Origin of the sequence: Cryobacterium sp. TMT2-42-4, from assembly GCF_004402645.1 — a bacterium.
In the GTDB taxonomy this organism is placed as follows: domain Bacteria; phylum Actinomycetota; class Actinomycetes; order Actinomycetales; family Microbacteriaceae; genus Cryobacterium; species Cryobacterium sandaracinum.
Window position 1 is genome coordinate 44,509 of record NZ_SOFT01000016.1, and the last position, 12,904, is coordinate 57,412.

Below are 12,904 nucleotides of genomic sequence, written 5' to 3' on the forward strand. Positions count from 1 at the left end.
CTGGACCTCGCTGGATTCCGGGCGCGCGGAATGCGCGTCAACCACCCTCAGCCTATTCGGTCGGACCGGTTCCCGCCCCGTATCCTTGAGACTGTGACCAATCGAACTCCACCCGCCGTGAGCCGGCTCGAACGCATCCTTGCTTACATGGTTGCGGGTGTGGTGGGTCTGTCCATCCTCGCGTTCCTTGCCGTCATCCTCGGCACAGCGGCCGGGGCCGGGGCGGACAACGGTTTCGGCCAGGGGGTCTGGCCGGCGGTGCTTGCTTTGCCGCTGTTTGGATTGCCTCTCGGATTCGTGCTGATCATCGTCCTCATGGTGATGTCCGGCACGCGTCGCGCTCGTGAGGCACGACAGAATAAGGAGTAGCAATGCTCACACTCGCTTCGCGCCTTCGGGCGCTAGATGACGCAACGTTGCGTCGCACGATCGACATCCGCATGGTCTCGGCCACGGGCATCCGTGATTTCTTCGACCTGGCCGAGGCTCTCCTCGAGCCGGACGCGATCCAACGGGTGCTGGCACGGCTCGACCGGGCCACCCTCGCCGTTCTCGCCGTCGCCGGTGAGCTCAGCCAGGGAACGGAGGTCGGCACGGCTGCCACGCCGTCGCTGTTCGACCTCGCCGAGCGCCTGTCCGAACTGGCTGGTTCGCCCGTCGACGTGGCCGAGGTCGCCGGCCGTGCCGCCGAACTGGACTCACTCATGCTCGCGCGCCTGACCGACGGGCGGTTCAGTCCGTACCCGGCGGTGGCCGCGCAACTGCTGACCTGGCCGGACCGGAGCCTGCCGACCGCGCTCGAGCTGGCTTCGACGCCCGCACCCGCGGCGCTGGCCAGTGTCGACGCCACCGATACCCGCTTCACAGACCGTCTCGCGGCGGAGCGTGCCTTCGCCGCGGTGTCCTCCATCGCCGAACTGGTCTCCGAGCTCGCCCGCGAGCCGGCCAGGGAGCTCAGCCGGGGCGGGCTTGGCCTGCCCGACACCAAGCGCCTGGCCGCCGTGATGGGGGTCGAACTCGAATTCGTGCCCTCCTTCGTCGCGACCGCGGCCCGAGCCGAACTCATCGCCCATTCCGACGGCTACTGGAATGAAACCGAAGCCGGCGAGGCCTGGCTGCTCGAGAGCACCGCCCGCCGCTGGGCGACCCTGGCCGCCGCCTGGCATGCGGCCCTGCCGCCGGATGTGCGCGGGATCCTCGCCCGCCGGCCCGGCGTGTCCTGGGGCGACGTGCTGCGCAGCTTCGTGGCCTGGCTCTACCCGGCCGGTGGCCAGTGGATGGACGACCGGGTCACCGAGTTCGCCGAGGACGCCGAACTGATCGGCATCACCGCCCACCAGATCACCAGCCCGGCCGGTGCTTCGGTGCTGGCCGGCGACCTCGAGGCGGCCGTCGCCACCATGGCGGCCGCGCTGCCGGCGACCGGCGGTGCAGTGTACCTGCAGAACGACCTGTCGATCGTGTCCCCCGGACCGCTCGCTCCCTCGATCGACAGCCGCCTGCGTGGGCTCGCCGACGTGGAGAGCCGGGAACTCGCCCTGAGCTACCGCATCACCGCCAACTCCGTGAACCGCGCCCTGGCGGCCGGCGAAAGCGCGGAGTCACTGCTCGATTTCCTGCGCACGGTCTCCCTGACCGGCATCCCACAGCCCGTCGACTACCTGATTCGGGAATCCGCCGCCCGCTATGGGCGCGTGCGCGTCGGCCCGACGGAACCGATGGAGTCGCCAGCCCAGGCCTATGTCCAGTCCGACGACGCAGCCCTGCTGAGCACCATTGCCGTGGACCAGACGCTCGCCTCCCTCGGCCTTGTGCCTGCCGAGGGCAGCAGACTGACCAGCCGGTTCCCCTCCGACGTGGTCTTCTGGGCGCTCAGCGATGCGCGCTACCCGGTCGCCGCGGAGGACGCCACACATGAGATCGTGCACCTGCGCCGCCACCAGCTCGCTCGGGTCGTGCCGGTGGATGCCCCGGATCCGGCCGTCGCCCTGGTCGAGAGGCTGCGTGCCGCCGATGGCGGAGAGGGCCAGGCAGCGGATGCCTGGCTCGCCCGCCAGCTCGACTTGGCGATCAAGGCGAAGCAGACCGTCGTCGTCAGCATCGCCATGCCCGGCGGTGTGGTGGTTGACTATCTGCTCGAGCCGGCCAGTGTGGGCGGCGGGCGCTTCCGGGCCAGGGACCGCCGCGCCGACATCGAACGCACGCTGCCTCTGTCCAGCATCATCAGCATCACGCCGGCGCCGTAGGTGCGGGCCTTCACGCTGACCGGGCGTAGGATTAACGGCTATGTCTGATGGCCCACTGATCGTCCAAAGTGACCGTACGGTTTTGCTCGAAGTCGCCCACCCTCTCGCCGAGGATGCGCGCCACGACCTGGCCGTGTTCGCCGAGTTGGAGCGTGCCCCCGAGCACATCCACACCTACCGCATCACCCGGCTGGGGCTGTGGAATGCCCGCGCCGCGGGGCACGACGCCTCCAACATGCTGGCCACGCTCGAAAAGTACTCGAAGTTCGCCATCCCGCAGACCGTCAGCGTGGACATCACCGAGACGGTCGGCCGGTATGGCCGGCTCATCATCGAACGTGACGCCGAGGGTCAGCTCATCCTGCAGAGCACCGACCAGGCCGTGCTCACCGAGATCGCCGGGGCCCGGCGCATCGCGCCCCTCCTGATCGGGCATCCGTCGCCGGACTCGTTCCTGGTCGAGCCGTGGGCGCGCGGCCAGCTCAAACAGGAACTGGTGAAACTGGGCTGGCCGGCCGAGGACCTCGCCGGCTACACGCCGGGAACGCCGCATCCGATCGGTCTTTTGGAAGACGGTTGGGCGCTCCGGGACTACCAGAACAAGGCCGTCTCCAGCTTCTTCGACGGCGGCTCCGGCGTGGTCGTGCTGCCCTGCGGGGCCGGAAAGACGCTGGTCGGCGCCGGGGCCATGGCCACCGCCAAGACCAACACGCTCATCCTCGTCACCAACACGGTCTCTGCCCGTCAGTGGCGCGACGAACTTCTCAAGCGCACGACCCTCACCGCCGACGAGATCGGCGAGTACTCCGGGCAGGTCAAGGAGGTCAAGCCGGTCACGATCGCGACCTACCAGATCCTCACCGCCAAACGGAAGGGCGAATACGCGCACCTCGAGCTACTCGACGCCATGGACTGGGGCCTCGTCATCTACGACGAGGTCCACCTGCTGCCGGCCCCCGTGTTCAAGCTGACCGCGGAGTTGCAGGCCCGCCGCCGCCTGGGCCTCACCGCCACCCTGGTGCGCGAGGACGGCCGCGAGGGCGACGTATTCAGCCTCATCGGCCCGAAGCGGTTCGACGCACCCTGGAAGGAGATCGAGGCCCAGGGCTTCATTTCCCCAGCCTCCTGCTTCGAGGTGCGCATCGACCTGCCCCAGTCCGAGCGACTCAGCTATGCCGCCGCCGCCGACGACGAGCGCTACCGGATGGCCGCGACCGCACCCGCGAAGCTCGAAGTCGTCAAGCGCCTGGTGGCCAAGCACCCCGGAGAACGCATCCTCGTGATCGGCCAGTACCTCGACCAGATCGACGAGCTCGCCGAGGCCCTGAATGCCCCCAAGCTCACCGGTGCGACCCCTGTCGACGAGCGCGAGCGCCTCTACCAGGCCTTCCGGGTCGGCGAGGAGAACCTGCTCGTGGTGTCAAAGGTCGCGAATTTCTCGGTCGACCTGCCGGAGGCCACCGTCGCCATCCAGGTCTCGGGTTCCTTCGGCTCACGCCAGGAGGAGGCGCAGCGCCTCGGCCGGCTTCTGCGGCCGAAGGAGTCAGGCCTGTCCGCGAACTTCTACACGCTGGTGGCCCGCGACACCGTCGACCAAGACTTCGCCCAGAACCGCCAGCGCTTCCTCGCCGAACAGGGCTACAGCTACACGATCCTTGACTCGCAGAATCTGGACGCGCAGGTCGTCGCCGTCTGACCGGCGGTGAAACGGCCGGTCAGACGCTCGGAGAGGACGCCCTCCGGCGGGCATAGCGCAGGAAAAGCATGTCCCCGGCGGTCAGCACGTGCAGCAGGGACATCCCCCGGGTGATGGCGGCGGCACCGGCGGAGATCCGTCCGGCCGGGCCGCCCTCGAGCACGGGGCTGACGGTGAGGCACAGCTCGTCGACGCAGTCGGCGTCGATCAGCGCACCGAACAGGTTCGGCCCACCCTCGCAGAGCATCTGCGCCAGACCGCGCCGAGCCAGCTCCGCCCGCATCAGCCGCGGGTCCACGGCGGCCTCCCCGCAGACCAGCACGTCCGCCACCTCTGCGAGCTCTGCGCGTCGCCGCAGCGGTGACGCCGCGTGCGTCACGACCAGCGGCCGCACGGCGGCGTCCGCGAATAGCGCGTGGCTCGGTTCGAGGTCCAGCCGTGAGGACACGATGGCGACGGGCAGCTGCGCCGGAAGTCCGTGCCGGACCCGCCACGCGGCATCCGCGGGGCCCTGACGGATGCCGACGTACCCCTCGGCGCGCACCGTGCCCGCACCGACCACGATCACGTCGGCGAGCATCCGAAGGGTATCGAAGACGAGCCTGTCGTCGGCGTTCCCGAGCCCGCCGCTCACGCCTTCCCGGGTGGCGGCGCCGTCGAGGCTGGCGATGAAATTCACTCGCAGGTGGGGCAGAGTGCGGTCAGGCACCCGGTAACGGATGTTCAGCTCGTCACGATCCAGCATCATCTGGCCAGGTTGTGGCGCACGTACGCCGGTTCGCGGAAGCCCAGGATCGCCTCGGTCATACGCACGGCGTCGACCGCGGCGACGACGTTGTGCATCCGCACGATCCGGGCGCCCTGCAGGATGCTGTAGACGGCGGCGGCGAGCGATCCCGCGATCCGGTCGCCCCGCTCACGGTTCAGCGTCTCCCCGATGAAGTCCTTGTTCGACACGGCGACCAGAGTGGGGTAGCCGAGCGCGGTGATCTCGCCGAGCCTCCGGGTCAGCTCGAGCGAGTGGTAGGTGTTCTTGTTCAGGTCGTGCCCAGGGTCGACGATGATGCGGGATGCCGGGACGCCGCGACTGCGGGCCAGCTCGACCCGTTCATCCAGGAAGGCTGCGACCTCGTGCACCACGTCGCCGTAGGTGGGCCCCGGCCACGGTGTGCGCGGCGGCGCGAGGCTGTGGGTGATCACCAGCGTCGCGTCGCTGTCCGCGACGACATCAGCCATGGCCGGGTCGTGCACCCCGGTGGTGTCGTTGATCACGTGGGCGCCGGCGGCCAGGCTGGCGCGCGCTACGGCGGGATGAAAGGTGTCGACGGAGATGACGACGCCCGAGCCGCGCAGGGCCTCGACCACCGGGACGACCCGGTCGATCTCCTCCTCGATCGGAATGGCCGGGCCGGGCGCGAATTTCGCCCCGCCGATGTCGACCCAGTCGGCGCCGTCCAGGATGGCGCGCCGGGCGGCCGTGACGGCCTCGTCAAGAGCGAAGGTCGCTCCCTTGTCGTAGAAGGAATCCGGCGTGCGGTTGACGATGGCCATCACGGCCACCTCACGGGAAAAATCGAACAGTCTCTCGCCGATCAGTCGCCGTGGATGGAGCAGGTCGGGCAGCGCCGGGCCAGGTCGAGTGGTCACGTTGTCCATGTCAGGTCCTTCAGTCGGGTGCTCCGGCGAGAAGTTCGTCCAGTTCAATGCTCTCATCCGCGAGCCGGGTCGTGTCGACCCGCACCTCCGTCCGGATGAAGCGCTGCACCGTCTTGTTGACGTCCCACACGTTGACGTTCATGCCGGCGACGACCCTGCCGTCCAACACCCAGAACGCGATGAATTCCCGCCTCGCCGGGTCACCGCGAAACACGACCTCCGCATCCCGTGCAAGTGCGCCGTACCCCGAGTACTCCATCCCGAGGTCGAACTGGTCCGTGTAAAAGTACGGGATCGCGTCGTAGCTGACCGCCTGGTCAAGCATCGAGCGGCCGGCCGCGGCGCCGGCCCGCTCGGCGTTGTCCCAGTGCTCGACGCGCAGATGGTGCCGCAGCACCGGGTGGAAGACCGTGGCGACGTCACCCACCGCGTAGACGTCCGGGTCGATGGACCGGAACGCCGCGTCGACGACGATGCCGTCGTCGACGGCCAGGCCCGCGTCCCGGGCCAGGTCCGTGTTCGGCACCGCGCCGATGCCGATGACGACGACATCGGCCGAAACGACCTCGCCGCCGGGGAGTCCTACTCCGGTAACCCTCCCCTGCGTCCCGATCAGTCGTTCGACGTTGGTTTCCATCCGCAGATCCACCCCGTTCACGCGGTGCAGCTCCGCGAACACCGACCCGACCTCGTCGCCGATCACCGGGGCCAGCGGCACGCCGTCCCGCCCGAGCACCGTGACGGTGTTGCCGTACCCGCGGGCGGCCGCGGCGACCTCGAGACCGATCCAGCCGGCCCCGACGATCACGACCCGGCGGTTTCCCGGCTCCAGCTCGGCTCGCAGCGCCTGCGACTCGCCGACCGTGCGCAGATGGTGCACCCCGGCCAGGTCTGCGCCCGGGCCGGGAAAGCGCCGTGACGACGCCCCCGTCGCGAGGAGCAACCTGTCGTAGCGCACCGATTTGCCCTCCCGCAGGGTCAGCTCGTGGGTGTCGAGCGCCAGCCCGGTCACCCGGGCACCCAGCCGCACGTCGATGCCCCGCTCGTTGTACCACGGTGCCGGGTGCACGTCGATCGTGTCCCGGGCGGCCCGCCCGGCGAGGTAGTCCTTGGAGAGGGGCGGCCGCACGTAGGGGTAGTCGGTCTCCCCGGCCAGCAGCACGATGCTCCCGTCGAACCCCTCGGAACGGATGGCCTCGGCCGCTCTGGCCCCGGCCAAGCCGGCCCCCACAATCGCAAAAGTCGGAATGCTCATTCTGGTCTCCCCACGCCGCGGCAGTCTGGTTTGCTCCCCAATGTACTCGCCAGCGCGCATACCGGGCATTTTCAGTAAACCTTCAGCTAACGCGCAGATACTAGATTTATGACTGACGGCCCCCGCATCCTTATTGTCGACGACGAACCCAATATCCGGGATCTCCTCACCACCAGCCTGCGCTTCGCCGGATTCGCCGTGCGAGCCGTCGGAAACGGCGCCCAGGCGATCTCCGCCGTCCTCGAGGAAGAACCCGACCTCATCATCCTTGACGTCATGCTGCCGGATATGAACGGTTTCGGAGTGACCAAGCGCCTGCGGTCCGCCGGCTACACGGCCCCGATCCTCTTCCTCACGGCGAAGGACGACACCGAAGACAAGATCACCGGCCTGACGGTCGGCGGCGACGACTACGTCACCAAGCCGTTCAGCCTCGACGAGATTGTGGCCCGGATCAAAGCCATCCTGCGCCGGACCATGCACGCCGACGAAGACGCGGTCATCCGCGCCGGCGAACTCACCATGGACCAGGACACCCACGAGGTCCTGGTCGGCGACGCCCCCATCGAACTCAGTCCGACCGAGTTCAAGCTTCTGCGCTACCTCATGCTGAACCCGAACCGGGTCCTGTCGAAGGCTCAGATCCTGGACCATGTCTGGGAGTACGACTTCAACGGTGACGCCGGCATCGTCGAGTCCTACATTTCTTACCTCCGCCGCAAGGTGGACGCCCACTCGACCGAACCCCTCATCCAGACCAAACGCGGCTTCGGCTACATGCTCAAGGCCGCCAAGGCGTAGTCACAGGCTGCGCTCATACACTGGCCTCCTATGCATCAGTCACTCATGGAGCGGTGGAGCCGCATTTCCCTGCGTTCCAAAATCACGGGCGTCACGGTCCTGATGCTGACGCTCGGCCTGCTCGTGTCCGGCATCGGTACGATGGCCATGCTTCGCCAATACGTGATCCAGCAGGTCGATTCGCAGCTGCAGATCGACGCCCAGTCCGCCTCGAACAGCTATTCGGCGGCGGCTCTCGGTCAGGGCACCACAGCCGTGGTCTCTTCGGACTACTATGTCGCCCTGTATGACGAGCACGGCAGCCTCAAGGACCACACCTGGCGGGATGTCCCGCGCAGTGAGCTGCCGATCCTGACCGCACCGCTCGATCTGCAGACCGTGATGGAACTCGACGGCAAGACGATGACTCTGGTCGACTCGGCACACGACACCGAGTTCTTGGCGGTCGCCGTGCCGCTCGTGATTTCGCCGCAGGGAACCCTGGGCACTCTGGTCATGGCGGTCTCGTTGAGGCCGACCGAGAACACCATGGCCACCTACCTCACCATTTTCCTGGGGTTCGGGCTCGGGGTCGTGTTGGTGGGCGCCCTGCTCACCCGGCTGCTGGTGACCACTACCTTTGCACCACTGCGAGAGGTGGAGCGCACGGCCGCGGCCATCGCCGATGGCGACTTCAGCCAGCGGCTCGGCGGTGCCACGCCCAACACCGAGGTCGGACGCCTCAACCGATCGCTCAACACCATGCTGAGCCGCATCGACCGCCTCTTCAAGGACCGCGCCCGCACCATCGACCAGATGCGCCGATTCGTCGGCGACGCCAGCCACGAGCTGCGCACTCCCCTCGTTTCGGTGCGCGGCTACGCCGAGCTCTACCGAATGGGTGCCCTGCAGACCCCGGAAGAAATCGCACAGGCCATGGAGCGCATCGAGAAGGAAGCGATCCGCATGGGCGGCCTCGTCGAAGACCTGCTCGAGCTGGCCCGGCTCGACGAGACAAAGCCCCTTGCCCTCGCGCCGGTCGACCTGATGCCGCTCGCCCGTGACGCAGCCCTCGACGCCATGGCCTCCTCCCCCGGTCGCACCATCACCGTCGTCACTCCGATCCCCGCCGAGATCGAGGACAGCACCGAACGCCCCGCCATCGACCTCGCTCACTCGACGGGAGAAGTCCCCTCCGCTGCCGCACCAGGTTCGAAGCCCGACGAGCCGAACCACCCGGCGGGCGGATCCGTCTCCTTCGCCGGGGCAACCCTGGCGCGGCTGCGCACCCGCAAACCACGCAAAGCGGATGTTGCGCCGCCGGCTCCGGAACAGACTCCGGTGACCGAGCCCGCCACCGTGCAGGCCGTGGTGATGGCCGAGGAGAACAAGATCCGCCAGATCATCACGAACCTGATGGGCAACGCGCTACGCTTCAGCCCGACGGACAGCCCGGTCGAGCTCGAGGTCGCAGTCGACCGCCGAAACCAGCGCGCCTCCATCGCCGTCATCGACCATGGTGAGGGTATCCCGCCGCAGATCAGGGAGAAGATCTTCCAGCGGTTCTGGCGTGCGGACACCTCCCGTGCACGGGAGACCGGCGGCAGCGGGCTCGGCCTGGCGATCGTCGCCTCGATCGTCGCCAGCCACAACGGCACCGTCCAGGTCGTGGACACCCCCGGCGGCGGAGCAACGTTCCGGGTCTGGTTCCCACTGGCCTGTTCTCCGAGCGCGCCCCAGCGCGTCGCCCCCGTCATCACGTCGTAGCACGTGCGGTGCCATCAAACCCTTGCGGTTCCTCCCCCGCCGTCCGGGGGGATGACTTGTCAGGGCACAACGGCAGCCAACGGAAGCGGCTGCAGGCGCCTCCGTAGTCTGATCGGCATCTTCCCCTGCCGAAAGGACCCCCATGACCCGCTATCAGGTCGACAGCGAAGCAGTGCTCCACACCACCTCCGTGGCGCGCGCCACGATCGGGCGCATCCAGGGCGAGGTCGCCGGGCTCATCACCCAGCTGACCGCACTGGAGGGCTCGTGGACGGGCCAGGCAGCCACCGCGTTCCAGGCGGCGGTCTCGGACTGGCGCGCCACCCAACACCAGGTGGCCCAGAGCGCGGAGGGATTGAATCTGGCCCTGAACCAAGCGGGCCAGCAGTACGCCGAGATCGAGCAGGCCAACGCGCGCCTCTTCCTGCGTTAGCCGCGACCGCCTGCGCATTGTCCGCTGTATTGACGACGGCCGTTTTAACGATGCCTGCATTAACGACACAGGGCCCCTCCCGGAGGAGGCGCCCTGTGTTGTGAAGCGGTGAAGCGGTGAAGCGGTGTGGACCTAGAAGTCCATTCCGCCGCCCTGGTCGCCGGCCGGAGCAGCGTTCTTCTCCGGCTTGTCGGCGACTACGGCCTCGGTGGTGAGGAACAGTCCGGCGATCGACGCTGCGTTCAACAGCGCGGAACGGGTGACCTTCACCGGGTCATTGATTCCGGCGGCGAGCATGTCGACGTACTCACCGGTCGCGGCGTTGAGGCCCCAACCGATCGGCAGGTTGCGCACCTTGTCGGCAACAACACCCGGCTCCATGCCGGCGTTGAGGGCGATCTGCTTGAGCGGAGCGTCGATGGCAACCTTGACGATGTTCGCTCCGGTTGCCTCGTCGCCGACCAACTCGAGCTTCTCGAACGCGGTCTTGCCGGCCTGGATCAGCGCAACGCCACCACCGGCGACGATGCCCTCTTCGACGGCAGCCTTCGCGTTGCGGACGGCGTCCTCGATGCGGTGCTTGCGCTCCTTGAGCTCAACCTCCGTCGCGGCGCCGGCCTTGATGACTGCGACTCCGCCGGCGAGCTTGGCGAGACGCTCCTGGAGCTTCTCGCGGTCGTAGTCGCTGTCGGTGTTTTCGATCTCGCTGCGGATCTGCTGGACGCGTCCGGCGATGGCTTCGGGGTCTCCGGCGCCTTCGACGATGGTGGTCTCGTCCTTGGTGATGACGATCTTGCGCGCGTTGCCGAGAAGGTCAAGCGTGACGTTCTCAAGCTTGAGACCGACCTCTTCGCTGATGACCTGTCCACCGGTGAGGATGGCGATGTCCTGCAGCTGGGCCTTGCGACGGTCACCGAAGCCGGGAGCCTTGACGGCGACCGACTTGAAGATTCCGCGGATCTTGTTCACCACGAGCGTGGCCAGGGCCTCGCCGTCGACGTCCTCGGCGATGATGAGGAGCTGCTTGCCGGTCTGGATGACCTTGTCCACGATGGGGAGCAGGTCCTTGATGTTGGAGACCTTGGAGTTAACGATCAGGATGTAGGGGTCTTCGAAGACCGCTTCCTGACGGTCGGGGTCGGTCACGAAGTAGGCGGACAGGAAGCCCTTGTCGAAGCGCATGCCCTCGGTGAGCTCGAGCTCGGTGCCGAGAGTGTTCGACTCCTCGACGGTGACAACACCCTCCTTGCCGACCTTGTCGATGGCCTCGGCGATGATCGCGCCGATTTCGGCGTCGCCGGCGGAGATCGATGCGGTGGCCGCGATCTCTTCCTTGGTCTCGACCTCTTTGGCGTTGGCGATCAGCTCGGCGATGACAGCAGCCGTGGCCTTCTCGATGCCGCGCTTGAGGCTGATCGGGTCTGCTCCGGCCGCGACGTTGCGCAGGCCCTCACGAACGAGCGCCTGAGCCAGGACGGTGGCGGTGGTGGTTCCGTCGCCCGCGACGTCATCGGTCTTCTTGGCGACCTCCTTGACGAGCTCGGCACCGATCTTCTCGTAGGGGTCGTCGAGTTCGATCTCCTTGGCGATGGAGACGCCGTCGTTGGTGATCGTGGGGGCGCCCCACTTCTTTTCCAGCACCACGTTACGTCCGCGCGGGCCGAGGGTGACCTTGACAGTGTCAGCGAGGATGTTCAGGCCACGCTCAAGGCCGCGACGGGCCTCTTCGTTGAAAGCAATGATCTTTGCCATATGTGTTTCTCGTCCCTCCCGGACGTTACCAAAACGATGATGGGTTGGCACTCAAACAGAGAGAGTGCCAAGTCGATTCTGGCACTCTGGGGTCGAGAGTGCAAGTGAACGGCAGGGTGCTGCTGCTACGGCTACGGCTACGGCTACGGCTACGGCTACGGGACCAGCACAACCGTGCCTCGGTCCGACGGCACCAGCTCGATCCAGGTGTTACCGGCGGCGAGCCGAATCGTCACGCCGAAGTCATCGACAAGACGGATGGGGGCGGTCTGGTCGGCCTTGGACCAGACCGCATGCACGGACTTGCCGCCGGCCGACACCCAGGCTTCCCCCGAACCGATCATTGTCGTCGTGGGAACATCCCCGTAAGTGCCGTCGATCGCGACCCGCAGGACCAGGACGTTGGTCGCCCGCAGCTGCTCACCGGTGGCGTCGAGATCAGGGGCGCCCTCCTGCGAGCGCAGGTAGGCAGCACTGGCCGCATCCCACGTCCAGCCGGGCCAACGGGCGGTGGAGAAGGTGGAGTTGATCGCCGCGACAGGGGCGCCGTCGACGGCCGCGGACGATCCCTGCACGGTCGCGGAGTAGGCAAATTGCTGGTTCGGCGGCGGCACGGTGGCGTTCCGCGCGACGAGCGCTGAGGACTGGAGGGTGACGTTGTGAGGGGCTTCCCGGTCATCCGAACGCGCGAAGAGACCGGTGTCGTCGGTATCGAAGGCGGCGCTGACGACATCCGTCGCGTCCATCAGGTCGATGAATTTCTGTTGGCCGCCGGAATAAGCCGCGATCCCGCCGAAGGGCGCGATGATGTCCGGGTCCATGGGTCGGATCGATCGCACCGGCCCGACGAGTTCGGGCACGTCGGAATGCCAGACCGCGACATAACGGGTCAGCCCGCCCTCGACCAGTTCTTCAAAGACGATGTCGGCGCGCTCGAGAGAGATCTGTGGCCTGGCCGCTTCGTGGTTGTCGATCTTCACCGAGAGGGCCGGGTTCTGGAGGCTCCCGGTCGGCACACTCGTGCCGCGCAATGGGGCGACCGCCGGGTCTGCGGCCGACTCGAAGGTGGAGTTCCAGGGAGTGCCGGTTGAGCTTGCCGACGGCTTCGGCGCGTCACTGGCGCATGCCGAGACCAGCAGAAGTGCCGGCAGAAGGACGACCCCGAGCATCCGGATGGACCGAATTCTCGGTGCCGCACTTCGTCGCTGCGCTTGAACCACTAGTTTCGCTGTCACGCCCCCAACCTAACGCGGCTGCACTGCCGCGCACACTCACCCCGGAGCGACCCGACCCTTCGGTCGACCGCTGGGGCCTCCCCC

11 protein-coding genes are annotated in these 12,904 nt (G+C 67.5%); 6 read left to right on the forward strand and 5 right to left on the reverse strand.

The window, feature by feature from the left end; genetic code table 11:
* The first annotated feature begins 93 nt into the window (after positions 1 to 93).
* The 3 genes from E3O18_RS04805 to E3O18_RS04815 are packed head-to-tail and all read left to right on the forward strand — an operon-like array spanning position 94 to position 3,942.
* Complete coding sequence (locus tag E3O18_RS04805; RefSeq protein ID WP_134395017.1) at positions 94 to 369, forward strand: hypothetical protein; 276 nt, start codon at positions 94 to 96, stop codon at positions 367 to 369.
* A gap of 2 nt (positions 370 to 371) precedes the next feature.
* Positions 372 to 2,246: a helicase-associated domain-containing protein gene (locus tag E3O18_RS04810; RefSeq protein ID WP_134417629.1), complete on the forward strand. Its 1,875-nt coding sequence runs from the start codon at positions 372 to 374 to the stop codon at positions 2,244 to 2,246.
* A gap of 40 nt (positions 2,247 to 2,286) precedes the next feature.
* Positions 2,287 to 3,942: a DNA repair helicase XPB gene (locus tag E3O18_RS04815; RefSeq protein ID WP_134395019.1), complete on the forward strand. Its 1,656-nt coding sequence runs from the start codon at positions 2,287 to 2,289 to the stop codon at positions 3,940 to 3,942.
* 19 nt (positions 3,943 to 3,961) lie between these two features.
* Here E3O18_RS04815 and E3O18_RS04820 read toward each other — a convergent pair whose 3' ends face one another.
* Genes E3O18_RS04820 through E3O18_RS04830 form a run of 3 tightly spaced genes read right to left on the reverse strand, consistent with a single transcriptional unit; the run spans position 3,962 to position 6,853 of the window.
* Positions 3,962 to 4,690, reverse strand: a complete 729-nt coding sequence (locus E3O18_RS04820) for a pyrimidine reductase family protein (protein ID WP_134417630.1) — start codon at positions 4,688 to 4,690, stop codon at positions 3,962 to 3,964.
* Complete coding sequence (gene folP / locus E3O18_RS04825; RefSeq protein ID WP_134398043.1) at positions 4,687 to 5,598, reverse strand: dihydropteroate synthase; 912 nt, start codon at positions 5,596 to 5,598, stop codon at positions 4,687 to 4,689. Before folP ends, E3O18_RS04820 begins: the two co-directional genes overlap by 4 nt.
* 10 nt (positions 5,599 to 5,608) lie before the next feature.
* Positions 5,609 to 6,853: an FAD-dependent oxidoreductase gene (locus E3O18_RS04830; RefSeq protein WP_134417631.1), complete on the reverse strand. Its 1,245-nt coding sequence runs from the start codon at positions 6,851 to 6,853 to the stop codon at positions 5,609 to 5,611.
* A 108-nt stretch (positions 6,854 to 6,961) separates the two neighbouring features.
* Between E3O18_RS04830 and E3O18_RS04835 the strand changes: the two genes are divergently transcribed.
* The 3 genes from E3O18_RS04835 (at position 6,962) to E3O18_RS04845 (ending at position 9,833) form a co-directional block, all read left to right on the forward strand.
* Positions 6,962 to 7,654 carry a response regulator transcription factor gene (locus E3O18_RS04835; RefSeq protein WP_134395023.1) on the forward strand — a complete coding sequence of 231 codons (693 nt, stop codon included), beginning with the start codon at positions 6,962 to 6,964 and terminating at the stop codon, positions 7,652 to 7,654.
* A 30-nt stretch (positions 7,655 to 7,684) separates the two neighbouring features.
* Positions 7,685 to 9,400, forward strand: coding sequence for a HAMP domain-containing sensor histidine kinase (locus tag E3O18_RS16740; protein ID WP_134395024.1), 1,716 nt, complete (start codon positions 7,685 to 7,687; stop codon positions 9,398 to 9,400).
* Between the two features lie 142 nt (positions 9,401 to 9,542).
* Positions 9,543 to 9,833: a WXG100 family type VII secretion target gene (locus E3O18_RS04845; RefSeq protein ID WP_134395025.1), complete on the forward strand. Its 291-nt coding sequence runs from the start codon at positions 9,543 to 9,545 to the stop codon at positions 9,831 to 9,833.
* Positions 9,834 to 9,965: 132 nt separating this feature from the next.
* Here the strand turns inward: E3O18_RS04845 and groL are convergent, their stop codons facing one another.
* A complete protein-coding gene (groL, locus tag E3O18_RS04850; RefSeq protein WP_104100131.1) occupies positions 9,966 to 11,585 on the reverse strand; it encodes a chaperonin GroEL in 1,620 nt (539 codons plus the stop codon).
* A gap of 155 nt (positions 11,586 to 11,740) precedes the next feature.
* Positions 11,741 to 12,820 carry a DUF3048 domain-containing protein gene (locus E3O18_RS04855; protein WP_134417632.1) on the reverse strand — a complete coding sequence of 360 codons (1,080 nt, stop codon included), beginning with the start codon at positions 12,818 to 12,820 and terminating at the stop codon, positions 11,741 to 11,743.
* Positions 12,821 to 12,904: the final 84 nt, after the last annotated feature.

Coding starts and splice junctions, on each gene's coding strand:
- E3O18_RS04845 (WP_134395025.1), top strand. CDS start 9,543: ATGACCCGCTATCAGGTCGACAGCGAAGCAGTGCTCCACACCACCTCC.
- E3O18_RS16740 (WP_134395024.1), top strand. CDS start 7,685: ATGCATCAGTCACTCATGGAGCGGTGGAGCCGCATTTCCCTGCGTTCC.
- folP (WP_134398043.1), bottom strand. CDS start 5,598: ATGGACAACGTGACCACTCGACCTGGCCCGGCGCTGCCCGACCTGCTC.
- E3O18_RS04810 (WP_134417629.1), top strand. CDS start 372: ATGCTCACACTCGCTTCGCGCCTTCGGGCGCTAGATGACGCAACGTTG.
- E3O18_RS04815 (WP_134395019.1), top strand. CDS start 2,287: ATGTCTGATGGCCCACTGATCGTCCAAAGTGACCGTACGGTTTTGCTC.
- E3O18_RS04830 (WP_134417631.1), bottom strand. CDS start 6,853: ATGAGCATTCCGACTTTTGCGATTGTGGGGGCCGGCTTGGCCGGGGCC.
- groL (WP_104100131.1), bottom strand. CDS start 11,585: ATGGCAAAGATCATTGCTTTCAACGAAGAGGCCCGTCGCGGCCTTGAG.
- E3O18_RS04835 (WP_134395023.1), top strand. CDS start 6,962: ATGACTGACGGCCCCCGCATCCTTATTGTCGACGACGAACCCAATATC.
- E3O18_RS04820 (WP_134417630.1), bottom strand. CDS start 4,690: ATGATGCTGGATCGTGACGAGCTGAACATCCGTTACCGGGTGCCTGAC.